This is a genomic window from Paraburkholderia hospita, from assembly GCF_002902965.1.
GTDB lineage: Bacteria > Pseudomonadota > Gammaproteobacteria > Burkholderiales > Burkholderiaceae > Paraburkholderia > Paraburkholderia hospita.
The window spans coordinates 2,278,568-2,302,176 of the sequence record NZ_CP026105.1 but is presented as its reverse complement, the minus strand read 5'-3'; the positions used below and the strand labels follow the sequence as shown (position 1 = coordinate 2,302,176).

Annotated in this window: 24 protein-coding genes; 11 read left to right on the top strand and 13 right to left on the bottom strand. The window is 59.7% G+C overall.

Translation table 11 applies throughout. The features are described 5' to 3' along the window. Positions 1 to 9 precede the first annotated feature (9 nt). The 4 genes from C2L64_RS10455 to C2L64_RS10440 all read right to left on the bottom strand — a co-directional run bounded on the left by C2L64_RS10455 (position 10) and on the right by C2L64_RS10440 (position 5,930). Positions 10 to 3,147 (bottom strand): MdtB/MuxB family multidrug efflux RND transporter permease subunit, encoded by a 3,138-nt coding sequence (locus C2L64_RS10455; protein ID WP_090838496.1) that lies wholly within the window; start codon positions 3,145 to 3,147, stop codon positions 10 to 12. Between the two features lie 17 nt (positions 3,148 to 3,164). Continuing rightward, entirely contained in the window at positions 3,165 to 4,580 is a 1,416-nt protein-coding gene (locus C2L64_RS10450) for an MdtA/MuxA family multidrug efflux RND transporter periplasmic adaptor subunit (RefSeq protein ID WP_090838499.1), read from the bottom strand. Positions 4,581 to 4,600: 20 nt separating this feature from the next. Next, complete coding sequence (locus C2L64_RS10445) at positions 4,601 to 4,792, bottom strand: hypothetical protein (protein ID WP_090838501.1); 192 nt, start codon at positions 4,790 to 4,792, stop codon at positions 4,601 to 4,603. Positions 4,793 to 5,093: 301 nt separating this feature from the next. Then, complete coding sequence (locus C2L64_RS10440; protein ID WP_007588400.1) at positions 5,094 to 5,930, bottom strand: IclR family transcriptional regulator; 837 nt, start codon at positions 5,928 to 5,930, stop codon at positions 5,094 to 5,096. A 519-nt stretch (positions 5,931 to 6,449) separates the two neighbouring features. Here C2L64_RS10440 and C2L64_RS54520 point away from each other — a divergent pair. Both C2L64_RS54520 and C2L64_RS56235 read left to right on the top strand, forming a co-directional pair. Continuing rightward, a complete protein-coding gene (locus C2L64_RS54520) occupies positions 6,450 to 7,085 on the top strand; it encodes an FAD-binding protein (protein ID WP_244144685.1) in 636 nt (211 codons plus the stop codon). Continuing rightward, positions 7,003 to 7,524, top strand: coding sequence for an IclR family transcriptional regulator domain-containing protein (locus C2L64_RS56235; RefSeq protein WP_158660501.1), 522 nt, complete (start codon positions 7,003 to 7,005; stop codon positions 7,522 to 7,524). The genes C2L64_RS54520 and C2L64_RS56235 overlap by 83 nt, the downstream gene beginning before the upstream one ends. A gap of 254 nt (positions 7,525 to 7,778) precedes the next feature. On the opposite strand, the gene C2L64_RS10425 is transcribed toward C2L64_RS56235, so the two are convergent. Then, positions 7,779 to 8,333: a fasciclin domain-containing protein gene (locus C2L64_RS10425; RefSeq protein ID WP_090838503.1), complete on the bottom strand. Its 555-nt coding sequence runs from the start codon at positions 8,331 to 8,333 to the stop codon at positions 7,779 to 7,781. 306 nt (positions 8,334 to 8,639) lie between these two features. Between C2L64_RS10425 and C2L64_RS56230 the strand changes: the two genes are divergently transcribed. Next, positions 8,640 to 8,981, top strand: coding sequence for a diguanylate cyclase domain-containing protein (locus tag C2L64_RS56230; protein ID WP_090838505.1), 342 nt, complete (start codon positions 8,640 to 8,642; stop codon positions 8,979 to 8,981). Beyond that, positions 8,912 to 9,070 (top strand): hypothetical protein, encoded by a 159-nt coding sequence (locus C2L64_RS53170; RefSeq protein WP_007745052.1) that lies wholly within the window; start codon positions 8,912 to 8,914, stop codon positions 9,068 to 9,070. The genes C2L64_RS56230 and C2L64_RS53170 overlap by 70 nt, the downstream gene beginning before the upstream one ends. A gap of 495 nt (positions 9,071 to 9,565) precedes the next feature. Here the strand turns inward: C2L64_RS53170 and C2L64_RS10415 are convergent, their stop codons facing one another. Continuing rightward, positions 9,566 to 10,312, bottom strand: a complete 747-nt coding sequence (locus C2L64_RS10415; RefSeq protein ID WP_090838506.1) for an esterase/lipase family protein — start codon at positions 10,310 to 10,312, stop codon at positions 9,566 to 9,568. A gap of 273 nt (positions 10,313 to 10,585) precedes the next feature. Here C2L64_RS10415 and C2L64_RS10410 point away from each other — a divergent pair, with 273 nt between their 5' ends. Continuing rightward, positions 10,586 to 11,101, top strand: coding sequence for a phasin family protein (locus C2L64_RS10410; RefSeq protein ID WP_079499415.1), 516 nt, complete (start codon positions 10,586 to 10,588; stop codon positions 11,099 to 11,101). Positions 11,102 to 11,640: 539 nt separating this feature from the next. Here the strand turns inward: C2L64_RS10410 and C2L64_RS54765 are convergent. Continuing rightward, on the bottom strand, positions 11,641 to 11,922 hold the full coding sequence (locus C2L64_RS54765) for a hypothetical protein (RefSeq protein WP_079500140.1): 282 nt from the start codon (positions 11,920 to 11,922) through the stop codon (positions 11,641 to 11,643). Positions 11,923 to 12,380: 458 nt separating this feature from the next. Between C2L64_RS54765 and C2L64_RS10400 the strand changes: the two genes are divergently transcribed. After that, a complete protein-coding gene (locus tag C2L64_RS10400) occupies positions 12,381 to 12,755 on the top strand; it encodes a cupin domain-containing protein (RefSeq protein ID WP_007588410.1) in 375 nt (124 codons plus the stop codon). 364 nt (positions 12,756 to 13,119) lie between these two features. Here the strand turns inward: C2L64_RS10400 and lhpH are convergent, their stop codons facing one another. The 3 genes from lhpH to C2L64_RS10385 form a co-directional block, all read right to left on the bottom strand. After that, positions 13,120 to 14,127: a trans-3-hydroxy-L-proline dehydratase gene (gene lhpH / locus C2L64_RS10395; RefSeq protein ID WP_007734433.1), complete on the bottom strand. Its 1,008-nt coding sequence runs from the start codon at positions 14,125 to 14,127 to the stop codon at positions 13,120 to 13,122. A gap of 27 nt (positions 14,128 to 14,154) precedes the next feature. Continuing rightward, positions 14,155 to 15,273, bottom strand: a complete 1,119-nt coding sequence (locus C2L64_RS10390; RefSeq protein WP_090838508.1) for a branched-chain amino acid ABC transporter substrate-binding protein — start codon at positions 15,271 to 15,273, stop codon at positions 14,155 to 14,157. A 338-nt stretch (positions 15,274 to 15,611) separates the two neighbouring features. Further along, positions 15,612 to 16,589 carry an IS110 family RNA-guided transposase gene (locus C2L64_RS10385; RefSeq protein ID WP_103153714.1) on the bottom strand — a complete coding sequence of 326 codons (978 nt, stop codon included), beginning with the start codon at positions 16,587 to 16,589 and terminating at the stop codon, positions 15,612 to 15,614. Positions 16,590 to 16,973: 384 nt separating this feature from the next. Here C2L64_RS10385 and C2L64_RS56225 point away from each other — a divergent pair, with 384 nt between their 5' ends. Together C2L64_RS56225 and C2L64_RS10380 are read left to right on the top strand one after the other, a co-directional pair. Beyond that, on the top strand, positions 16,974 to 17,267 hold the full coding sequence (locus C2L64_RS56225) for a hypothetical protein (RefSeq protein WP_407671676.1): 294 nt from the start codon (positions 16,974 to 16,976) through the stop codon (positions 17,265 to 17,267). Continuing rightward, on the top strand, positions 17,192 to 17,947 hold the full coding sequence (locus C2L64_RS10380) for a hypothetical protein (protein ID WP_143055867.1): 756 nt from the start codon (positions 17,192 to 17,194) through the stop codon (positions 17,945 to 17,947). Before C2L64_RS56225 ends, C2L64_RS10380 begins: the two co-directional genes overlap by 76 nt. Before the next feature lie 411 nt (positions 17,948 to 18,358). Here C2L64_RS10380 and C2L64_RS10375 read toward each other — a convergent pair whose 3' ends face one another. Next, the gene (locus C2L64_RS10375) at positions 18,359 to 19,063 is read right to left on the bottom strand and encodes a glutathione S-transferase N-terminal domain-containing protein (protein ID WP_007740587.1); all 705 of its coding nucleotides are present in this window, start codon (positions 19,061 to 19,063) and stop codon (positions 18,359 to 18,361) included. A gap of 260 nt (positions 19,064 to 19,323) precedes the next feature. Here C2L64_RS10375 and C2L64_RS10370 point away from each other — a divergent pair, with 260 nt between their 5' ends. After that, on the top strand, positions 19,324 to 20,376 hold the full coding sequence (locus C2L64_RS10370; RefSeq protein ID WP_103153688.1) for an IS110 family RNA-guided transposase: 1,053 nt from the start codon (positions 19,324 to 19,326) through the stop codon (positions 20,374 to 20,376). 666 nt (positions 20,377 to 21,042) lie between these two features. Here the strand turns inward: C2L64_RS10370 and C2L64_RS10365 are convergent. Continuing rightward, entirely contained in the window at positions 21,043 to 21,396 is a 354-nt protein-coding gene (locus C2L64_RS10365) for a winged helix-turn-helix transcriptional regulator (RefSeq protein ID WP_007587210.1), read from the bottom strand. Positions 21,397 to 21,489: 93 nt separating this feature from the next. On the opposite strand from C2L64_RS10365, the gene C2L64_RS10360 reads away from it, so the two are divergent. Both C2L64_RS10360 and C2L64_RS10355 read left to right on the top strand, forming a co-directional pair. Continuing rightward, on the top strand, positions 21,490 to 22,239 hold the full coding sequence (locus C2L64_RS10360; RefSeq protein WP_090838163.1) for an SDR family NAD(P)-dependent oxidoreductase: 750 nt from the start codon (positions 21,490 to 21,492) through the stop codon (positions 22,237 to 22,239). 141 nt (positions 22,240 to 22,380) lie between these two features. Next, positions 22,381 to 22,827 (top strand): MATE family efflux transporter, encoded by a 447-nt coding sequence (locus C2L64_RS10355; protein ID WP_090838165.1) that lies wholly within the window; start codon positions 22,381 to 22,383, stop codon positions 22,825 to 22,827. On the opposite strand, the gene C2L64_RS10350 is transcribed toward C2L64_RS10355, so the two are convergent. Next, the gene (locus C2L64_RS10350; protein ID WP_090838167.1) at positions 22,819 to 23,607 is read right to left on the bottom strand and encodes a hydroxypyruvate isomerase family protein; all 789 of its coding nucleotides are present in this window, start codon (positions 23,605 to 23,607) and stop codon (positions 22,819 to 22,821) included. The two genes, C2L64_RS10355 and C2L64_RS10350, sit on opposite strands and share 9 nt — an antisense overlap. Positions 23,608 to 23,609: the final 2 nt, after the last annotated feature.

The following is a 23,609-nucleotide window of genomic DNA, read 5'->3' as shown; positions in this document are numbered from 1 at the left end:
CCTCTTCATTCAGGCGTCGGCGTCGGTGACGGGCGGCCGGGTCGGACCGTCGCTATGACCTTCGCGATGAAAGCGCGCGCGCAGACGCCGCGCAATCGAATCGAAGCCGAGATAGATCACGGGCGTCGTGAAGAGCGTCAGCAGCTGGCTGACGATCAGGCCACCCGCAATCGCGATACCGAGCGGACGGCGCAGCTCCGAACCCGCGCCCGTGCCGAGCATCAGCGGCAGCGCGCCGAGCAGCGCTGCCATCGTCGTCATCAGGATAGGGCGGAAGCGCAGCAGACAGGCCTGATAGATCGCTTCGCGCGGCGGCTTGCCGTGCTCGCGCTCCGCTTCGAGCGCGAAGTCGATCATCATGATCGCGTTCTTCTTTACGATACCGATCAGCAGCACGATGCCGATGATGCCGATGATGTCGAGATCGTGGCCCGTGACGAGCAGCGCGAGCAGCGCGCCGACGCCCGCCGACGGTAGCGTCGAAAGAATCGTGATGGGGTGCACGAAGCTCTCGTACAGCACGCCGAGCACGATGTACATCGTGACGATGGCCGCGAGGATCAGGAACAGCTCGTTCGAGAGCGACGCCTGGAACGCGAGCGCCGCGCCCTGGAAGCGCGTCTGGAACGAAGCGGGCAGGCCGATGTCTTTTTCCGCCTGCTGGATCGCCTTCACGGCCGCGCCAAGCGACGCGCCAGGAGCCAGGTTGAACGAGACGGTCGTGGCCGGGAACTGGCTCAGGTGCGTGACGAGCAGCGGCGCGGGCCTTTCGTGGAAGCTCGCAATCGAGTTGAGCGGCACCTGTCCGCCCGACGACGTCGACGACGGCAGATAGATCGAGTTCAGCGACTCCGTGTAGTGCTGCATGGTCGGCTGCGCTTCGAGAATCACGCGGTACTGGTTCGACTGCGTGAAGATCGTCGAGATGATGCGCTGGCCGAATGCGTCGTAGAGCGCGTTGTCGACGGTGGCGGGCGTGATGCCGTAGCGGGCCGCCGACGCGCGGTCGATCTCGACATACACCGACTGGCCGTTGTTCTGCAGGTCGGTTGCGACGTCGACGATTTCAGGCGACTGCGCGAGGCGCTCCATCAGCTTCGGCACCCAGGTCGCGAATTCGTCGATATTCGGATCGGTCAGCATGAACTGGTACTGCGTCGGGCTGACGGTCGAATCGATGGTCAGATCCTGCACCGGCTGCATATAGAGCGTCGCGCCGGGAATGTGCGACGTGTCGCGCTGCAACTGGCGGATCACCTGGCTCGCGGTCGCGTCGCGGTCGTCGCGCGGCTTCAGGTTGATCAGCATGCGGCCGCTGTTCAGCGTGATATTGCTGCCGTCCACACCGATGAACGAGGTCAAGCTTTCGACATTCGGGTTCTTCAGGATTTCCGCGGCGAGCTGCTGCTGGCGCTCGGCCATCGACGCATACGACACCGACTGCGACGCCTGCGTGATCGCCTGGATCACGCCCGTGTCCTGTACCGGGAAGAAGCCCTTTGGAATGTAGACGTACAGCACGCCCGTCAGCACCAACGTCAGCACGGCGACGACGAGCGTCGAGCGCTGCCGGTCGAGCACCCATTCGAGCGCGACCGCATAGCGTGCGATCACCCAGTCGATGGCCGCGTGCGCGCGCGCTTCGAAGCGGTGGCTTTCCTTCGGCGGCGTGTGGCGCAAGAGCTTCGCGCACATCATCGGCACGAGCGTCAGCGACACGATGGCCGAGATCACGATGGTCACGGCAAGCGTGATCGCGAACTCATGGAAGAGCCGCCCGACCACGTCGCCCATGAACAGCAGCGGAATCAGCACCGCGATCAGCGAGACCGTCAGCGAAATAATCGTGAAGCCGATCTGCTTCGAGCCTTTCAGCGCGGCCTCTAACGGTGACTCGCCTTCCTCGACGTAGCGCGCGATGTTCTCGATCATCACGATCGCGTCGTCGACCACGAAGCCCGTTGCAATCGTCAATGCCATCAGCGAGAGGTTGTCGAGCGAGAAGCCGCAGAGGTACATCACAGCGAGCGTGCCGATCAGCGAGAGCGGCACCGACAGGCTGGGGATGATGGTCGCGTAGATGTTCGCGAGGAACAGATACATCACCAGCACGACGAGCACGACCGACATCATCAGTTCGAACTGAACGTCGCGCACGGACGCGCGGATCGTCGTCGTGCGGTCGGTGACGACCTGCACGTCGAGCGCGGCGGGCAGCGACTGCTGCAGCGTCGGCAACAGCTTCTTGATGCTGTCCACCACCTGAATCACGTTCGCGCCCGGCTGGCGCTGCACGTTCAGGATGATCGCGGGCGTACTGTCGACCCATGCGCCGAGCTTCGTGTTCTCCGCGCCGGCCACGATGTTCGCGACGTCCGTCAGCATCACCGGGCGGCCGTTCTTGTACGCGACGACAGCGCTCTTGTACGCGTCGGCGTCGGTCAGCTGATCGTTCGCGTTGATCGTGTACGAGCGCGACGGGCCGTCGAAGTTACCCTTCGGCGTGTTGACGTTGAGGTTCGAGATCGTGGTGCGCAGATCGTCGAGATTCAGCCCGTACGACGCGAGCGCGCGCGGATTGGCCTGGATGCGCACGGCGGGGCGCTGGCCGCCCGACAGGCTCACGAGGCCGACGCCCGCGACCTGCGAGATCTTCTGCGCGAGGCGCGTGTCGGCGATGTCCTGGATCTGCGTGAGCGGCAGCGTCTTCGAGGTGATCGCGAGCGTGATGATGGGCGCGTCGGCGGGATTGACCTTCGCGTAGATGGGCGGCGCGGGCAGGTCGGACGGCAGCAGGTTGCCCGCCGCGTTGATGGCCGCCTGCACTTCCTGCTCGGCGACGTCGAGGGGCAGGTCGAGGCTGAACTGCAGCGTGATGATCGACGAGCCGGCCGAGCTTTGCGACGACATCTGGTTCAGCGACGGCATCTGCCCGAACTGGCGCTCAAGCGGCGCCGTCACCGACGACGTCATCACATCCGGGCTCGCGCCCGGATAAAACGTCTGCACCTGGATGGTCGGGTAGTCGACTTCGGGCAGCGCGGACAGCGGCAGAAAACGCAGTGCGACGAGCCCGACCAGCATGATCGCCGCCATCAGCAGGGCGGTGCCGACCGGGCGGAGGATAAAGGCGCGGGATGGATTCATGCGGTATCAGCCGTGCCTTATTCCGCCGACGTCTGCGACGCGTGCCGATGACGGTGCGCGCCAGAGGCACCCATCGCACCGGACGCGCCCGAAGCCGCATGGGCCGCCGATGCGCCTGAAGCCCCCGACGCGCCGCGCGGACGATCGGCGGGAATGGTGATCTTCGCGCCTTCCTTCAGCCGGTCCGAGCCGTCGATCACGACGCGCTCGCCGACCTGCAGGCCCGACGCGATGCTGGTGCGCTCGCCGTCGACGGGGCCGACCTTCACCTGACGCACCGTTACCGTGTTGTCGGGTTTCGCGACATACACGAACGCGCCCATCGAGCCGTTCAGTACCGCCGAAGTCGGCACGATCACGGCATCCTTCACGACGTTCACGAGCAGGCGCGTGTTGACGAACTGGTTCGGGAACAGCAGGCCTTCGTTGTTCTGGAAGGTCGCGCGCAGCTTCACGGTGCCCGTGGTGGTGTCGATCTGGTTGTCGATGGTTTCCAGATAGCCGGCTTCGAGCGAGGTCGTGTTGCTGCGGTCGTACGCCGTCACCGACATCTTCTTGTTCGCGCGCATGCCTTTGAGAATGGCGGGCAGGTTGTCTTCGGAGGTCGTGAAGATGACGCTGATCGGCTGCAACTGCGTAATCACGACGACGCCGTTCGTGTCGCCCGGTGTCACGTAGTTGCCGGCGTCGACCTGGCGCAGGCCGACGCGGCCCGAGACGGGCGCCGTGATGCGCGCGTAGGTGAGATCGAGCTTGAAGGTGTCGATGTTCGCCTGGTCCGCCTTCACCTGGCCTTCGTACTGCTTGACCAGCGACGCCTGCGTGTCCACCTGCTGGCTCGCGATCGAGTCTTGCGACAGCAGCGTCTGATAGCGCTTCAGGTCGAGACGGGCGGTTTGCAGAAGTGCCGTGTCCTTGGCGAGCGTGCCTTCGGCATTCGCGAGACTGATCTGATACGGACGCGGATCGACCTGCGCGAGCAGATCGCCTTTGTTGACCATCTGACCTTCCTGGAATGCGACCGTCTGCAGCGTGCCTGTCAACTGCGTGCGCACGGTGACGTTCGCAAGCGGCGTGACGGTGCCGAGCGCATTCAGCACGACGGGCATTTCGCCTTGCTTGACGGTCGCCACGTGAACGGGTTGCGGCTGGTTCGCGCCGCCTGCGCCGCCGCGGCGGCCGCCGCCGCTGGCACGTCCCGCCTGTGCGCCGCTGGCGCCCGCTGCTGCGCTCGCGCCGTCAGTGGTCTTGTTCCACGGATGCCAGCGCACCAGCACGATGCCCGCGATCACCACGACGGCGACGATCAGAGCGATCGTGCGCCCGCGATGCCGCTTGACCGCGCCAGGTCCAGGACCGGGATCGCGCCCGGGAGGCGGGCTGGCAGGGGCGGCGTTGCGTGAAGGTTCAGACTGCTTTTTTTGTTCGTCCATCGTTCGATCAGGTGGCTGGCTTAATAGGGCAAACGTGCTGGGGCAAACGTGCTGGTGTACGTGCTGGTGTACGTGCAATACGCGCGGCCGAGTTTCGCCGGGCGCCGCTTCGTGTTGATCGCGCGTGCCTGCGCGATGCTAATTGATGCGTGATTCATTGCGATGACCGTGACGTGACGGCGGCCGCTCGCGGCCAGACACGTTATCGGCATGACTGACGGCTCCTCCCTGTTGGCCGTGCTGGTGTCCGCCGCTGCGTCCGTTGCCGGGCGCGTTCCCGCCCGCGTTGCCGATGCGCATGCGCTGGCGGGGCGCGAGGAAGACTCTGGCAGCTTCCCCGGGCGCGCGGGAAAGCATGATGCTACGTCCCGGGCCGAGTTACAGTCCAGCGGCGTATTTTTCGGCGGATTACGACCGTTACACAGATTTCGCGCGGTCGAAAGGCGTGCGTCAGCGGGATGTCGGGTTTTTCATCGGCTTGCCGCTGCGGCGCGCGACTGTGGCTCACCGTGCTCAGGCGTCGAGCCGGCGCCCCGGTGTGCCGCCGATCTCGTGGACGATCCGGTCGATCGTCGCGAGCAGCGCCGGCGCCGCGCGCGAAACGAGCCAGTCGCGCGGGCACTGATGCGCGGACCCGCCGCAGTTGACCGCGTAACGTTCGCCCGAAGGCCCGATGAAGCCGGCTGCAATCGCGTTGAGCCCTTCGTGCCATTCACCCGTCGCGATGGCGAAGCCTTGCGCGGTCGTTTCACGCAGCGCCGCGTCGAGCCGGGCGCTGATGTTTCCCCAGTCGTCGCCTGCCGCGGCCTGCAAGCCGATCAGCAGCTTTTCGCGGTCGGTGTCAGTGAGCGCCGCCAGATACGCGCGTCCGACGGCGGTGCGGCTCAGGTCCATCCGCGAGCCGACGTCGAGGCGCGACACCAGCACGGCGGAGCGCGGCTTGATCGCATCGATGACGACCATTTCGAGCCGGTCGCGCACGGCAAGGTGCACGGACAGCGAGGTCCGCTCGGCCAGCTCGATCAGAAACGGCCGCGAGCGGGCGCGGATGTCGAAGTTGCGCAGAAAGCCGTTGCTCAACTCCAGCACCGACGACGTGAGCACGAAACGCTCGCTGTCGGGCAGACGGAACAGAAAGCCGGCGCTCACGAGAGTCGCGGTGATCCGGGAGACGGTCGGTTTTGGAATGCCCGTCAGTTCGGTCAGCTCGCGGTTGGACAGTGGGGCGTCGGCGGCCGCGACCCGCCGGAGTACCGTCAGGCCGCGTGCGAGCGCGGTGACCTCGTCGCCGGAACCGTCTTTTTCTTTCGCGGAATCCATGACGGCCGGGCGCGTCGATGACTGGTTCATGTTGGTTTTTATGAAACGTTATTTCAATATTGTGGAACACGCTCCGGGATACCGATTCCTTCGAAGCGCTCCAGGCCTTCTCTCAGCAAGGCCTAAGTCCCTTTTTCCTACGACGATTCATTGTATAGGAATGTAACTTTTGAGCAGTCCGCACCGATTAAATTTTGCTTGACTTAGTCAGCATTACCATAAAAAATGGAACTATATTTCGAAAGCGAGCGGTAATCGCGCGCGTGTCATAAGCAGATGCAGCCGCTGCGGCGCCGCTTTCCAGGTAGTTTTTCAGTACCGTCTCTCAGGTTCTAGCACGGCCCTCGGAATGGCTAGAACTTTTTGAAGGCGCCATGGAAACATGGCGCCTTTTTTTTGTGCTATGGGGTGACAACAAAGTCTGCGGCTTTCGTATTTTCGCTGCTGCGTCGCAGCAGTTCGGAGTCGTGTGCCATCACCCCTCGAACTCGATGGGCGGGCCGTCAGTCCGTGCGGACATTCCCGTTCAGAAGTTACTTGATTCGCCCTATGGCGGGTTTTCTTGCTGGCCGAAAAAATTGGTGTGAACGCGTTGAACCTCAAGGAGACCGTACAGGGTTACAACGCCGAGGCAACTCTTGGCCGGGACCCGCGCTCTTCGGCAAGGGCGGTAAAGCATATAACCGTTACCAGGGCGATGCTCTCCACTCGCCAAATCCGTGCGTCGCACCTATCGAGCGCGGGCCATTCTATGCGCTGAAAATTCGGGTCGGCGACGTCGGGACATTCGCCGGTCTGAAGGCTGATGCGTCCTGCCGTGTTCTCGACTCGAACGGTTCACCGATTCGGGGACTGTTCGCAGTCGTTCAGGCGAGACCGGATGACTCATTGTTTCGAGCCGGGGCCGCGTGCACTGACGTTAGGATTGCGGGCTCTCGTGCAGCTCTACCCGGTGCAACGGGCAATCCGGTTGGCGGGCGACCTGCTCGAGGACCCGAGTCATGGGGCATTCGTTGCGGTTTGGACGGACTTTGGTCCCACAGTCATTCAATATCAAGGCGCAGAGACGTATCTCGATGTCGGACTACATATCGGCACTGTGATGTCCATGGTCCACAGCGGTGCAGGGCGATTCTTCGCGGCATTCCTGCCGCAACAGAAATTGGAGCATATGCTCGGTCGTGAAGTCGCAAAAAGTCAGGGACCTGCGGTAGCCAATGTAGATGATGACCTTAATCGCCTCGCAGCAGATATACGGCACACCCTTCTGTCACGAACTCAAGGTGTACCCATCCCCGGCGTCGACAGCTTAAGCGCACCCGTCTTCGACCACGCGGGCCAGATAGTCCTTTCAATAACGCTCTTCGGTCCATCGGACAAGCTTGATGCTTCGGCACAGGGTACATTGGCGAAAGAATTACTTCGCGTGTCCGACAAGCTTTCCGTGCGCAAACCAGAGAAGGCTTCCTCAGTTAGGCGCGGAGGAAAGCGCCATTGGCAGAGGGAAGCACGAAGAGTTAGGGCGCAGACGGAGGCACTCGCTACTCCCTACCGAAATGTGCGAAGGACAGGCGGATCGAGGCGACAACGAAACAAGAGAGTTGATAGCAACCAGGAAGAGTGATGGCGCACGGGTTCGCTCTCGTCATCAAATAAACTGAAACTGCCACGATTCTTTTCTGCAATCTCTCGCAGCTACTTCCTGCTAGGGACTTAGGTACAACACTGCGCTCCACATCGTTTCAGCAATGCGATTGTCATGTCGACGCTCGTCGACATGACTTGGTCTTCACCCACGTTTTGCTTGACCTTCACACACGGAAAATGGGTATCCGCATCTGCCAAATTCGAGTGCACGACCACTCATTGAGGCGGCCCCTATTTCGGCATCAGCACCTTGTCGACTACCATGATGACGCCGTTGCTCTGGACGACGTCATAGGTCGAAATCTCGGCGGTGTGCCCGAAGGCATCTGCAACGACAATGTTGTGAGGTCCGTTTTCCGAAAACGTGAGCATCTCTCCGTTGATGGTCTTCAGCTCTGTCTTCCCACCGCCTGCCCTGATAGCCGTGTCCAGCTTCCAGAAGTCGTATCGGCCAGGGACGACGTGGTAGGTCAGGATGCTGGTCAGCGCAGCCTTGTTTTCCGGCTTCACGAGCGTCTCTACAGTGCCCGGAGGCAATGCTGCAAACGCTTCATTGGTCGGGGCAAAGACGGTAAACGGGCCAGCGCTTTTCAAGGTATCGACGAGCCCAGCCGCTTTGACTGCAGCAACGAGCGTAGTGTGGTCCGCTGAGTTGACAGCGTTGTCTACGATGTCCTTGCTGGGATACATCGCCTGTCCGCCCACCATGACAGGTTCACCTGCTGCAAATGCGTTCGACGTTGCCATCGTCAGTGCCACAACCGCAAAGAATATTGCGCGCTTCATGCTGGTCTCCTGAAACAGGCAACGCTCGATTGCGCTGCCATGACCGTATATACGGGAGGCACCGGCGCCTGGATTCAAATCAGCCTGGACGATGAAAGCAATGCCACGTTGGCGTGGCGAAGAAGGAGTGGAGCGCTCGTTGCCCGTGCTTCTTTTTGCACGCATACCCGGGTGCAGCGCGGCTGCGCTTTGGCAGCGCCGTGGACTAGCCGGTCCAATGCCCACCCTATACGTTCCGGGCCTCTGGTTTGGGCGGCACGATAGATTTGAGGGACTTGCTCGACGACTCTGCAGTAGGGGCCAGGTATCGTCACGATTAGCGTCGGAGTCACTGCGACGCAGGCCGGGCAAGACAGCGACCCTGCATTGCTCATCGGAGCCGCCGACCGCGCACTGTATGCTGCCAAACGGCAAGGCAGGAATTGCATATGCGTCGTGGACGTCGATGACCAGGAGCCGACAGAGTCTGAATTGCGCGTCGAACGAGGCGAATCGTCGTTCTTTCGACTCTTGATTCTCGCCAATACGCCACCTATCGTGGAAAGTGCCAAAACGGCACGAGACATAAGGAGTACATCATGCCATCGCCCAGAAAGGCCTCGCCTGCTCACGGGGCTGAAGCCGAAATGTCGAGCAAGAAGAAGGTAGCCTCGCCGGCGAAGGCCGCCGGAAAGGCGCAGGGCGAGAAAAGCCCCCAAATGACCAAACAGCGCCCCAAGAACAAGTCGAAAGCCTGAAACGGAAACGCCCCAGAAACGGGGCGTTTCCATTAGCTGGCGAAGCCTGTCGTCTCGACGTGCAACATAGAATGCACATGCTGCAACCAGCAGCACAAGGAAGCGTTGCCGGACCCGCATCACGTTCAATGGATGACGTCCTCGGTGCTTGTGCGTTCCATCGGGCAGCACATTGAAACCGGGCGGCGGCGAGCAAGACATCTTCTCCCGGAAAGGACGTGAATCCACGATGCCGGGCTCGACTAATCGACGTGCGGTGCATATTCCTGAAAGCGAACGAGTCTTCGTCGGCTTAAGCGTCGAGGGTCACCTCACATTCAAGACCTCCAATCGGTCGCCTCCAAAGTCGGTTGAGATGTTCAGCGAGGTTGGTGGGTGAGGCAACGATACCGTCGTACCCAGTTGGAAGATTAAACGTTAGCGCGGGCCGCGTTGCCTGCCCACGCTGTCGTTTTCATTTGTCGTCTGACGTAGGCCGCGTAACTGCGCACAGTCTTATCGGTCGACGGCCTGCGTGACCGCAAGCGGAGAACCGTGCGAATCCTGCGCGAGAAGGTCTGCCACCACGCGCAGCACCTCCGGATGATGGACCATGCCAAAGTGGCTCACATCCTCGACCTCGATGTTGCGGTGACTCGGCGACTCCGCCGACACACATCCCTCCCACGCAACAATGCCGTCAGTTTTCGAATAGACGGAAGCGCATGGAACAGACGGGGCTGCATCGAGGTGCGGCGTCGAGTCGAGATTCATTGGAGCGATGCCGCTGCTCAGCACGTTCAGCAGCCACCCCGCATGCGTAGCGTCCGAGTTATCGTCAACAGGTGTCGCCAGCGTGATGACCTGACGCACCAGTTCCGGATATTTCGCGGCCAACTGACGGGCATAGATACCACCAAAGCTCCAGCCGACCAGCGAGACCGAACGTCGATGCAACGAATGTATCTGCTTCAGATGGTCGCCCAGGAGTTCGAGCTGCAGGTCATTGTCACCATTCGGCCCGAAATTGACGCCCTGTTCCCAGTCATAGACTTCGTAGCCCAGCCGCTGCAGGCGCTGGCGCAAGTCCGACGTGGCGGCCCCGCTGACACCCAAGCCTGGAAATACAAGTACCGGGTGGCCGTCGCCAAGTGGCAGCGGGAAGGTCAGTGGGGCCTGACCAGCGACATAGTCAACTGCTGCGCGAAACGGTTCCAGAGCCAGAAGCGTTGCCGAGGGCGGCTTGAGTTCAATGCTTGTCATTGCATCTCCATAGGAGCACGTATGTGCGGGTAATCCCCAGTATGAGACCTTATTGATGCAATGCAACATGATTATGAAAATATCACATTCATTCATCTCAACTGTGGAGGAGAAACGGAAAGGCCGAGCGCCGGACGGGGCAGGACCAAAGCCCATAGATACTTGAAATTTGCATTGACTTCGCAGCGCTCGCGGTTATGATGAGTCTGCATTGTTGCATCGCAGCATATTCATCGGCCGACGTGCGGCCCCACTTTTCTTTTGGAATCGACCATGACCTCTCTCGTCCCTGAACAAACTATCGGTGCAACCAAAGCAGGCTTCGACACAGCCTTCGGCCTTACCAGCAAGGCTTTGCTGGGCTTCGAAAAACTCATCGAGCTCAACGCGCAGACGGTCAAGGCAACGCTAGCCGAAGCGCAAGAGCTCGCTGCCCAGTCCCTTTCCAGAAAGGAGCCGCAGGCCGTTTTCGCAGTTCAGACAAGCCAGCTGCAGACCGCCGTTCAAAAAGCGCAGGCCTACTGGACGCACGTGAACGAAATCGTGTCGAGCACCCAGGCTGAATTCGAGGCGACGGCCAAAACGGTCTTTAAACAGCCTGCATTTGACACGAAGGCGTGGTTCGACAACCTGTCGAAAAATGCACTGCCGGGTGTGCCGGGCGGTGACGCGATTGCGGCTATGTGGAAGGCCAGTTTCGGTGCGGCGGGCCAGACGGCTAGCGCAGCGTATGCGGCTGCCACGAAAGCGACCAAAAAGGCCGTTGAAACCGCTGCCAGCGAAGCGTAGTACTCGCTCGCGCCCGCCGCCTTAACATTCCGTGTTTCGGAAACGCGGGCGCCGGCGCGGCGGTGGACGCTCCATGGTTGGTCGAAAGACGGCGAGTCCCGGTTCGAAGACCAGAACATCCAGTTCGGTCGGATTTGCGCGACGGCTTTCGAGCGCGAAGGGCAACTCGTTCTCCACGGATTCGCTTCGAACCTGACAAGTTCGAGCGTCGATGGCCGGCCGTTGCCATCTGACGCGAAGTGTCGTTCAAGGGCGCTCGATGCGGCTTGTACGTAGCGAGCGGCGCTTACGATGCGCTCCAACGCGCGGGTTTCATCGGGCCTCGTCTTTCCTGTCGACATGGGGTTCGCCAGTGTTGCCTGGCATGCCGTTGACGCGTGTTCTGTCTGTGGTGATAGGGACGATGTTGTTGTTCTTCCGGCAATTCGGCGCCGTACGCGGGAAGTGATGGAATCAGCCCGGCGACAACAATCTCATGGCGGACCCAGCGACGTCCACCAGGGGCTAGCCGCGAGCGTAACGCGCGATGGTCCGCGGCGTTACAGGGGTGTGGACGTCAGAGCCGACCCCTCACGAGCAATGCTGCCGGCAGTTCCCCTCGGCCTGTCGGCAGCCGGCGGAAACACGTACCAGCCGCCGTCATCGTGCCTGAAGAAGAACAACGCGCGCACTCCGCGTGAGGACGACGTCTCAACGTACACACACCGTCGCCCGCCCAACTGGGTGCGACTGAATCTGGTTACATGACCCGATATCGCCGGAGCCGGTGCGAGCCATTTCTCGACCTGGCAACGCAGCGAGTGCCCGTTCACGCTTTTCATGTTCCGCTCCAGCAGGTACAAAGCCGACCGGCGTTGAAATGAGCGCGGGTCGCGAGGCGGACGGTTCTCGCCTCTTGCATCCTTAACGTCGCCGATGGCCGGGATGTTGACCACGGGTTTGTGAGTTCTGAAACCGAAAATTTCGCGTTGAGCTGGCGACAGGCGGTCGCCGCGGAGGAAGGCGGCCGACGGAGCCACGTGCGTCTTACATCGGGCCAGGACAGAAATAGTCCCGGCGAAGCGGACAGCACACCTCTGCGACCCGGTTCGCCGTGCTGGCGCGTTGTCCTCGCTTTACGTCACCGTGCCTTGACGCCCGGGCCGGCGGGCGGGACACTCAACGTGAGTCGTTGTGCGGCCGACGTCTCGCGCGGCGCTGAGTAACGCAGGCCTCCGAGACACTCTGACGGGGCACGTCGAACGCCGACTGGAACATAGGCCGCGGAAGGAGAAACCCCGTGGCGTTTGCACTGTCGTTTTCACAACTGTTTTCAGACTCGGTTGGCGAAAGTCACTTTGCGTCGGTAAACATCGAACTGGTCACCCGCAACTTCGCACCCCCCGCTGAATCCTTTGACGTGTCGGATTTCGCGGCAGCGACCCGCTACGGTTTTGTGCACGTGCCCAGCGGATGGGTCGGAGACCTTCATCCTTCGCCCACGTGCCTGTGGGTATTTTTTCTCAGCGGGGAGATTGAGTTCGAGGCCAGTGACGGTGAGCGACGTCGCGTCGCGGCAGGAGGCGCGATACTGCTTGGGGATACCACGGGCAAGGGACATCAGAGTCGTGTCATCGGCGACGTGCCGGCGCTTCTCGCCATGGTTCAAGTTTGACGTCGTGGTTTCCTTGGCCGGGGCGCAAGCTTATGCCGTCGAGGTTAAGTCATGCTCGAGAAGATGTCAGTCCGAACTCCGCATACGCCCTGTATCCCATGGTCGGGTCGAACTGTCCTGAACCGGGCGAGAGCTGCTTCGGGCACGCGCGCGAAGCGGCACATAAAGCTCAAAACGCCGTTTGGTTGTCGGCAGAGAGGATTGCGCATAGGCTGAACTTGGCACGGTGATGGACCTATGTTGAAACGTTCAGGTGCTCCAGACAACATTCACTCTGTTTGGGGCTCCAACCTGTCCGCGGGCGAAAAAAAGCGCGGATGCTAAGTCGCAGCTTTCCGCGCTAACTGGTACTGCAAGGAGCCGTTTATCGAACGAGGAACCCGTACGTCAGGGGGTCACGCTCATCAACAATCCATTGTGCGAAGCCGCAGATATACGCATTGCCTTCGACTTCCGGAATCACCGCCTTGAAATCACCAACGTTCGTTTCGCTGAGCACACGTCCCTTGAAAACAGTCCCGATGATGGACTCATTTACCAGGGTTTCGTCCTTGCCGAGTTCGCCGCGCAGGTACAGTTGAGCGACACGGCCGCCTGTTCCCGAGCCGGTTGGAGAGCGGTCCACTTCCCGGTCAGCAAACACGCAGCAATTCGCTTGCGTCGAACCGTCGTGCCGCGGCTTGTTGGCAATGATGGTGCCGTAGATGTGATTGATTTCCGGGATGTCCGGATGTTCAACCCGGAAGGCCTTGTTTGCGGCCTGCTTCACCTCAGCGCCGAAGCGGACCAGGTCTTCGACCGAAGACTCGCGAACTTCCAGGTCGTGAGGCGCGCCGTCGGTGTAGAAGTAGAATGCACCGCCGAAAGCGATGTCGCCCTTGACCGTACCGAATGACGGTGTCTCGACAGTGACATCACGCTTCCAGATGAACGACGGGACGTTCACGAAGCGAACATTACCGGCATGTTCGCCGTCCCACTGCACGAATGCTTCGATAAAGCCGCAGGGTGCATCGATACCGATTCGCGTTTCAGGAATCTGGCGCTGGACCCAACCCAGCTCGACTGCCGCGGTGGACAGCGCGATAACGCCATGTCCGCAGTGGTCGCTGTATCCTTCGTTGTGGAGGAAAATGATTCCGAAGTCAGCAGTCGGGCTAATCGGTTCAGTCAGATAGCCGCCATACATGTCGGCGTGGCCACGCGGCTCGAACATCAATGCTTTACGAATGTCGTCTGCGTTCTCTTTCAGCCATGCGCGACGCTTCACGATGGAGTCGCCCGGCAGACGAGGAAGTCCGCTGGTGACGATGCGGAACGCCTCTCCGCCGGTATGGACTTCGACAGTAGAAATGGTGCGAGTGAGTTTCATGTGTCATTCGTTGCTACGCTATCAACTTCACTGACCGTAGGGCACCGGCAGGCCGTTCTTGATGACATACACGGTGGTCGGTGCGCCCTTCAGGTCGCCGTCCGCATCGAAGGAGTACGTTCCTGCCACGCCTTTGTAGTCGGTCTTGGACAGTTGGGCAGTGATTTTCGCTTTATCGGTCGTGGTGCCAGCCTTGACCATCGCATCGGCCAGCAGCTTGACGCCGTCGTAGTAGCTAACCGCGTACACCTGCGTATCGATGTTGTAGGCAGCCTTGTATTTCTGCAGGAATTCGCGGCCGGCCGGCGTTTTATCCAACGAGACGCCACCTTGAGCGCAGTAGACAATGGATGCCGCCTCACCAGCAACCTTGCCCATATCGGCCGAGCAGATACCGTCGCCACCGAGCAGCTTGGCGCGCAAGCCACGACCCTTCATTTGCTTTGCCATCGGCGCGCCTTGCGAGGCGTAGCCACCGAAGAAAATAACGTCAGGGTTTTTGGACTTGATGCTGGTGAGAATGCCGAGGAAGTCAGTGGCCGACGAGTTGGTGAACTGCTGGTCGATGATTTGGATTCCGTTGGCTTTGGCTTCCTTCACGAACTGCTCAGCAACTCCTTGCCCGTACGCCGTTCGGTCATCGATAACTGCAGCGGTCTTCGCCTTCAGCGTCTTGGCTGCGAACTGGCCCATTGTGCCACCCAGTTGTTCATCACTTGCGCCAATACGGAAGATGTTCTTGAAGCCTTGCTTGGTCAGCGCAGGATTCGAGGCAACGGGCAGCATCGGGACTCCTGCCGTGTTGTACACCTTTGAAGCCGGGATAGCGACACCCGAGTTGTATGGACCCATCACTGCGACCACGCCGCTGTCGACCATTTTTTGCGCGACCTGAACACCAACTTTCGGGTCAGCCTGGTCGTCTTCTGAGTCCAGTTTGAAGGTCACCTTTTGACCGCCGACACTGACGCCAGCCTTGTTCAACTCGTCGATTGCAAGACGTGCTCCGTTCTCATTGTCCTTCCCGTTTGGTGCCTGCGGTCCCGTAAGCGGAGCCGAGTGACCGATGGTGACGACGGTTTGTGCGTTCGCTGAAGCGACGAAGCCGGCGGCTGTTAGAACAGCCATTGTTATGGTCAGACGCATTATGTCTCCAAAGTTTTAGACTGGTGAGCGACCAGACTAATTCAGCCATGGTTTCCGGGCAACCTATCGAAAGTAGGAAAAACCCGTGATTTGATGGTTTTGAAGAGGATGCGGGATTGAATGCCTGGAGACCTACGATGCCACGACATCCAACAGCGTCGAGTTTGCGAGTCGTCAATTTGTCAGCGAACAATTGCGTCTCCGGCGTTCCCTTTCGTGGCCCGGACAGCGACGTGACCAGTTCCACCATCTGCGCCCGGAATTCCGCTGGGTACGGTGTACGAGTCTTGCCCATTTCGGCACCTCCTTCTCAAAGAGGATAGCAACTGTCTTGGAGGTCAAGCATTTTTGAGGTCCGTCCCATGAAACGATGCGTCCCACGGCCTGCCGGCTTTGACCATCGCGTTCAGAATGGTCAGCAGTTTGCGCATGCAGGCGACGAGCGCGACCTTCTTTGGCTTTCCGGCTTCGACGAGGCGGCGATAAAACAGCCTGATCGCCGGATTGTGACGGGTCGCCACCAGGGCAGCCATGTAAAGGACACGTCGCACGCCGCCTCGGCCCCCAAAGATCGTTCGTTTGCCGCGCATCGTGCCTGAATCGCGATTGACTGGCGCGACGCCAATTAGCGCACTGATTTCCCGTCGCGTCAGTTTGCCCAGCTCAGGGACTTCGGCAATCAAAACCGAAATCGTTGCATCGCCCACTCCCTTAACGGTACGAAGCAACGCTGACAGGTCCGCAAAGTGCGAGTGGATATGCCCGCCCATATCGCTATCGATACGGGCAAGTTCATCCTTCAGCGCCTGGATTATGGTTTCGATGCTTTTGCGGGTTTGAGCATGCGCGGGCGCCAGCCGGTTGCCCTCGGAGACGAGCATCGTGATCAACTGCCGACGCCGCGCAACGAGCGCCGCCAGCGCTTGCTGTTCGATGGTCGGCAAGGTCTTGACGAATTTCTCGCGCTCGGGATGACGTTCGATCACTTCGCCGAGCTGGGCGAGAATGCGAGCATCGATGCGATCAGTCTTCGCAAGTTGCCCCATCGCACGAGCAAAGTCTCGCGCCTGCCGTGGATTGATCACTGCCACGGCGTATCCGGCGGCCTGCAATACGCAAGCTACTGCCATTTCCAGCCCGCCTGTCGCTTCGAGCACGATCAGCGCAACCCGGTGGCGCGCCAGTTCCTCAAGCAAGGTATCGAAGCCATCCGTCGTGTTGGAGACACTCAGCGGCGTTGCCTTGACGCCAATCGCCACATCCAGCGTAGCCTTGGAAACGTCAATGCCAACGGTAATCGGTTTCGGATCTGGCAAGCTCGTCACTACCCCTCCTTGTACATGCGAACTTTTTTCAAACAACTGTTCGGGCTGTTGATGAGCGGCTCAGCTCGTGCGCCATTCGCTATCCTGCGGGCTGCAAACCCAAGGTGTCATCAGGCTGCACGAGCCTTGCCAAACCGACACAAAACCAAGGCTGTGGATTTGTGGACGATGCGCCTGCGGCGCACCGGAAAGCTTACCGTGGACAACGCTGCGCGTTGCCCACCGCGCTCTCCTTCGCCCAAAAGCTCCACAGCCTCCAACTACGAATAATAAAGAGAGGCTTCAAAGCCGTACTTCAAGATACAAGGTGTCCGTTTTCGCGGGTCAATTTCACTGTTTGGTAACGTGTCGGACTACATTGGGGCCCGCGTTCCGATGTTGGTAGGTCTCGCCGCATCGGCGCTGGGCACGCTATGCCTCGCTACAGCTACCCACGTGGAATGGCTTTTCGTAGGCAGAGTGTTCATGGGAGTCGGAGTCGGTCTTTCCGCTGGTCCGGCTACGGCATCGCTGGTCGCGTTCAATCCCAGCGGAAGAATGTCGTATTCGGCTACGGTTACGCAGCCTCTCAGGCAATCGGGCTTGGTGCCGCTATGCTGCTTGGAGGTGTCCTTGTTCGATATGCACCATTTCCGACGCGGCTCAATTTCTGGATTTTGCTGGCGGTAATCGTGACGATTGCATCAGCAGCATGGCGCCTGCCTCAGACCTCAACGCTCAAGTCGTTCCGCAACTGGCGACCGGGGAACATAGGGATGCCGCGAGACATTCTTCCAATATTCGTCGCGTCGGCGCTGGTAGTGACGACAGCCTACGTGCTGGGCGCAATTACACTCTCGCTTGGGGCGCAGATTGCAAAACAGGTGGTGGGGTCAAGCAACGCGTTCGTCAACGGTGCGGCCATTTCGCTGTTTGCAATATGCAACGGGGCAATCACGATTTGCGCGGGAAACGTTGGGGTAAAGCGAAACATCGCCTTGGGGACCACAAGCTCGGTTGCCGGATTGCTTCTCCTCATGCTTGCCGCGCATGATCGCTCACTTGCCATGTTTCTCGGTTCTTCGACGTTCATGGGCATCGCCTATAGCATGCAATTCCGCGGGGGCCTTAGCCTACTGGTCGAAGCTATGCCAGTCGAACAGCGGGGCGCGACCGTGTCCGCCATCTATCTGATTGCATATCTGTTTCAAGGAACGGTTGCTTTGTCACTTGGCGTGTTGGCGACCGCGCATGGCCTTTCCACTGCCGTTTATACAGGAGCTCCAGCCGTCGCGGCATTAAGCCTTGCGGGGTTGCTTCTCGGTTCCCGGCTGGAACCGAGGATTTCGACGGCGGCAACTGCAAAGTAGGCTCAGCTTTCTCCATCGCTTCGGCATTGATGGCAAGAGCGTTTGAACACAATTGGGTTCGGCAGCTAGGCATGCGAGTATGCTGCGCCCACAAAGGTTGCCTTGAGCGTATAGGGCAGTGTTGTCGACCCTGTCCAAGAACAGTCCTCCGCTGCCGCGCGTCATTTCGACGAGTGTTAATGCTCAGGCGGGATGGTCGATGGCTTCAATGAACGTGCCTTAGGTTCTCATCGACCGAGCAGTTCTGGCGGAGTGCCTTACGGCGGAGATTGAGCTTGTGGCGCTCAAAGAACAACCTCCGATAGTCGTGACGGGCTACTCGCTCCAAGTGACGCAGGTGCGTTTGCGACCATTCCGGCTAAACAGCGATGCCTTTTGATTGCGGCCGATGTCGTTTGCGTCGCCATTTGTTCAGGTAACCTGCTCTTTCTGGGCAAACAGTTGTTTGCGTTGCTCATCAGTTAGTTGTGACGGACGCACCGCTTCAGCTAACGTGTACGCGCGTTTGACGGCGGCCCGGTTTTCAATACGCTTGAGCCATCGCGCAACATGCGGAAAGTCTCCGATTGCGATGCCTTGCTTGGCAAACTGAACTACCCACGGATAAGTGGCCATGTCAGCAATTGAGTACTCACCGGCGATGTATTCGCGGTCTGCCAATCGCTTATTCAGCACATTGTAGAGTCGCATCGTTTCGTTGGTGAACCGGTCGATTGCCAGCGGCAATTGTTCTGATGCGTAGTTACGGAAGAATACCGTTTGACCCAAAATCGGCCCGAGACCGCCCATCTGCCAGAACAACCATTGCAGGACCTCAATGCGACCTTGCGGATTGGCAGGAATGAACTGGCCAGTCTTTTCTGCCAGATGCAACAGGATTGCGCCCGACTCGAAAACCGATGCATCGAGTTGACAGTCTACGATGGCGGGCATCCGGTTGTTCGGGGAAATTTTTTCGAAGTCGGGAGCGAACTGCATCCCTTTGCTGATATCGACGGGATGTACCCGATATCTCACCTGCGCTTCCTCAAGGAAGATGGCAACTTTCTGGCCGTTGGGGGTGGGCCAATAGTAGAAGTCAATATCGGAAGAGTTAACGTTCGCTGCGGTCGCCATGGGAATTCCTCGTGGGTCGAATTCGGAATCACGCTGTTCGTGATTGATGGCGCTGAGTATGTTCGCTTGCATGAACTCCGGAAACGGGACACAGCCGAAGACACTATTCTCGAAACACGAACACTGAGACGGGGCGACCCGGAGTGCATGGCGGATGCGCTATGCACTTATCCGAATTAGTAAGGACTTTCCCGATCTCGTGGCATAGCGATATGTCAGGATGGTTGGTGCTAGGCAACCCATCTGAGAAGGGGAAAGTCATGGACAAGATTACTCGTATCGGCGTGGATCTGGCCAAGAACCTGATTCAGGTACACGGCGTGGACAGCATGGAACGCGTGGTGGTCAGGAAAGCCATCTCACGACAGAAGTTTCTCGAGTGGTTTGCCAACCTCGCGCCGTGCCTGGTCGCAATGGAAGCGTGCAGCGCAGCCCACTACTGGGCGCGCAAGCTGCGCGCGCTCGGCCACGAAGTCCGCCTGATCGCGCCGCAGTTCGCCGCGCCATACCGCAAGGGCGGCAAGCACGTGAAGAACGACAGGCTGGATGCTGAGGCCATCTGCGAGGCCGCGGGCCGGCCGCATATGCGCTTCGTGGCCGTCAAAACGGCAGACCAGCAAAACGTGCTGGTGCTGCACCGGATGCGGGACGGTTTCGTTGAGGAGCGCACCGCGCTCGTCAACCGGCTGCGCGGTGAGCTGGTCGAGTTCGGCGCATTCCTGCCGCAAGGCATCGACGCATTTCGTGCCCACTTCGTCGAGGCACTGGAGGACGGGGCTACTGAACTGAACGGTGTCGCGCGCACTGCCCTGCTGCGAGGCTGGGAGCACCTGCAGGCCCTCGACCGGCAAATCGCCTGGTGCGACGCGCAAGTCGCCACGCACGTGAAGCACGACAGCAACGCGCAGCGCGTCATGGCGGTCATCGGCATCGGACCGCTCACCGCGTCGGCCGCGGTGGCCACCGTCGGCGACGCTCACCTGTTCAACAACGGCCGGCAATTTGCCGCCTGGGTCGGCACGGTGCCCAAACAGAAGAGCAGCGGCGGCAAGACCCGGCTGGGCCGCATCACGAAGCAGGGCAACACGTATCTGCGCACGCTGCTGTTCCAGGGCGCGCGCGCCGCGGTAACGAGCGCCCATCGACGAACCGACCGGCTCTCGCGCTGGATCGTTCAGCTCCAGGCACGCGTGGGCTGGTATCGAACGCTGGTGGCCGTCGCCAACAAGCACGCGCGCATCCTGTGGGCGATTCTGGCCAAGGGCGAGCGCTTCGATCCCTCGCATGTCTCAACACCGCGCCGGCCACTGTAGGACAACAGCATGAACAGGTAAATTCGCAGCGTCACCTAAAAGCGTGACTTCGTAACCCAGGACGCAAAGGCAAGGATAGCGACAGGTCAGACCGGCAGCGGGCGAACTCGAACACCCCCCAGGCGCTACATCGCATGTATTCGCCGTGATCCGGATGGAGTCCTGCTGCGCGGTTACTATCCGGGCCCGGGCACACGCAACGATAGTGCTCAACAAGGCCGCTTATAGGTGTGCAGTCTGTCTCGCCGCTGAATGCCGAATGTGTCTCCGATGACATGGGAGTCGAATGGATGGATGGATAAATCAACCCCAGCTTGCAAAAAGGGAAAGTCCTTATAGGGGGGCGTCAGCAGCCTTCGAGGCGCCGAACCCGCAGGGCGAGGGTTGGTTTGATAACAAGACGCCACGCTCCACGAATCGCTCAACCCTGATTTATCGTCGCTCGGTGGAGTGCGTCCGTTCGGGATGATGTGGGACGCGATAGGACGAAAAAAAGCCGTCCCGACGCGGGCCGGGTCGGCCAAGAGATTTCTGGCTATTCCGAGGGCTGTGCCAGAACCTGAGAGATCCCATCATGCCGCCGAATGCCACAAATGGCATCACGTTGCTGCGGCGTTTAGTGCCAAGAAAGGTGCTCGCCCGCGCCCCCTGCGTTCTTGTCATCCCTCAGGCGGCGGTCGTCTGAGCCTCCTTTTGCAACTCGGCAATGCGCGACCGGTTTTCATCCCCCCAGGCGCAAAGCGGTTTCAATGCTTGCGCCAAGGAGTGACCAAATGGGGTCATTTCGTAATCCACCTTAGGCGGAACTGTCTGATAGTCCCGGCGAATGATGACCCCGTCATCCGCAAGCTCTCGCAACTGCTGAATCAGGACTTTCTCACTGATACCGGTCACAAGTCGCTTCAGCTCACCAAATCGACGAGGGCCATGGTTGAGATGGAACAAAACAAGGGGTTTCCACTTGCCGCCGATAACCGTCAACGCGACCTCGATTCCGCAGCTGTCCGAACGCAGTTCCATCCAAAAAACCTCACACTTACCTTTAGGTAGGTACTATCTTATCAGAATGTGCCGTCCCATAATGCAACCTCGAAACGTAACTGGAGTGTCGAGATGGGTAGGCTTAAAGGTAAAGTTGCATTGGTCACTGGCGCGAATAGCGGTATCGGTCTCGCAATCGCAAAGCGCTTCTCTGCGGAGGGGGCACGTGTTTTCATGACCGGTCGTCGTCAGGAAGCGCTGGACAAGGCAGTTGCCGAGGTCGGCGGTGACGCTCGGGGCGTCCAGGGGGACGTATCAAACCTTGCAGACCTCGACCGCCTCTACGCGACCATCAGGGAAGAAGCGGGTGTCATTGATATTCTGGTTGCAAATGCTGGCGGTGGCGAGTTCGCCGCGCTCGGCAATATCTCCGAAGAGCACTTCGACAAGACATTCGCGATTAACGTAAAAGGAACGCTCTTCACTGTGCAGAAGGCTTTGCCGCTGCTCAAGGATGGGGCATCTGTAGTTCTCACGGGCTCGACGTCAGCCGTCACCGGCATTCCGGCATTTAGCGTCTACAGTGCAAGCAAGGCGGCCATCCGCAACTTCGCCCGCAGCTGGATTCTTGACCTCGCGCCGCGCAAGATTCGTGTGAACGTACTTGTGCCTGGCTCGACATCGACACCGGGTTGGCACAACCTGGCTCCGTCAAATGACGTACACGAAGGCATGGTGAGTTCGGTGGAGGCGACGACGCCGCTCGGGCGTTTGGGTAACCCTGACGAGACCGCCAGCGCTGCGCTATTCCTGGCATCCGATGAAAGCAGTTTCGTCAACGGAAGCGAACTGTTTGTAGACGGCGGCTCGGCGCAGATTTAATTCGCAGTTGCAGCGTCTTCGGTTCTGCAGCCATGTTCGATGAGCTGCGAGCGATAGTCTTCATCTGAAACTTTAGATTTGCGTGTCTGATGTAAATGCAGAAGCCATCGGCTCGCTCTGCCGACGGTCGCTGTGCTTTTGATGACAACGGTGCTCGGCATCGCCGAAACATACTTTGTCAGTACGCTTGGTGCCGATGCCATCGCTGCGGCATCCATGGTCGTTCCCATCATGCTGACGATGACCATGGTCGCAAATGCCGGAATCGGAGGCGGGGTTTCATCGGCGATTGCTCGCGCGCGTGGCGCCGGCCGCTATGGCGAGGCAGAGAGCATTGCTTGGCACGCAGTGGTGATTGCAATTATCGCGGGTGGGCTGTTTTCGATTGTCGCCATTGCGGCCGGTCCGACAATCTACCGATATCTTGGCGGCGTTGGACAATCACTTCACCAAGCTATTCTGTACTCCAACATTCTCTTTGCCGGCGCCATTCCGTACTGGATGCTGGCGCTCCTGCAATCGGCGTTGCGCGGTTCCGGTACCGTACGCTCAAGCACCCAGCATTGGCTCCTCTGGAGATTAGCGTAGTTCCGAAAACTGTGTTAGTTCTCTCCACTGAAGTCCTTTATCGAGTTCTCCGCGCGGCTTGTACTCGCATCCAATCCAGCCTGTGTAATCACGCAATTCAGCTTCATCGAGCACATCCGCGATATCGACGTCGCCGGCTCGGGGTTCCCCCCGGTCCGGGACTGCAGCAATCTGGATGTGGCCAACCTTTGACCAGTTTCTTCTCAAGACGTCCCGAACTCTGCGGTGATGCATGCCAACATGGTATGTGTCGAACTGAATTTTGAGCCAGGGATGCGCCACCTCGTCGAGTAGCCCGGCAAGCTCATCGACCTGGTGGTAGAAGTAATCCGGATGAAGAATCCGGTTCAATGGCTCAAGGAGCAGCCTGACGTTGCACGAGGAGGCGACCTCGGCAGCCAATGACATGTTCGTTCTGAAGGATTCAAGGCATGCCTCGCGCCAATATCCAGCGGTGTTGCCGGCCATAATATGTAGAGCCTGCGCTCCGGATGCCTGGCAATATTCCAGCGCCGTGTACAGGCTTTGCGCGAATTCGTCTTCGCGACCGGGGATAGCAGCGAGGCCGAGTTCGCCCTTTGCGAGGTCGCCAGGTGGGGAATTGATACCCAGCAGCGTCAGGTCGAACTGCTCAATGGCCTTGCGAACCTCGCCCGGCGCTACCGCGTACGGAAAATGCATTTCTACCGCTCGGAAGCCTGCGCACGCGGCAGCTTCAATGCGCTTCAGAAGCGGCAGATGCGACCAAAGCGTTCCAATGTTGGCAGAATATCGTCTCATCG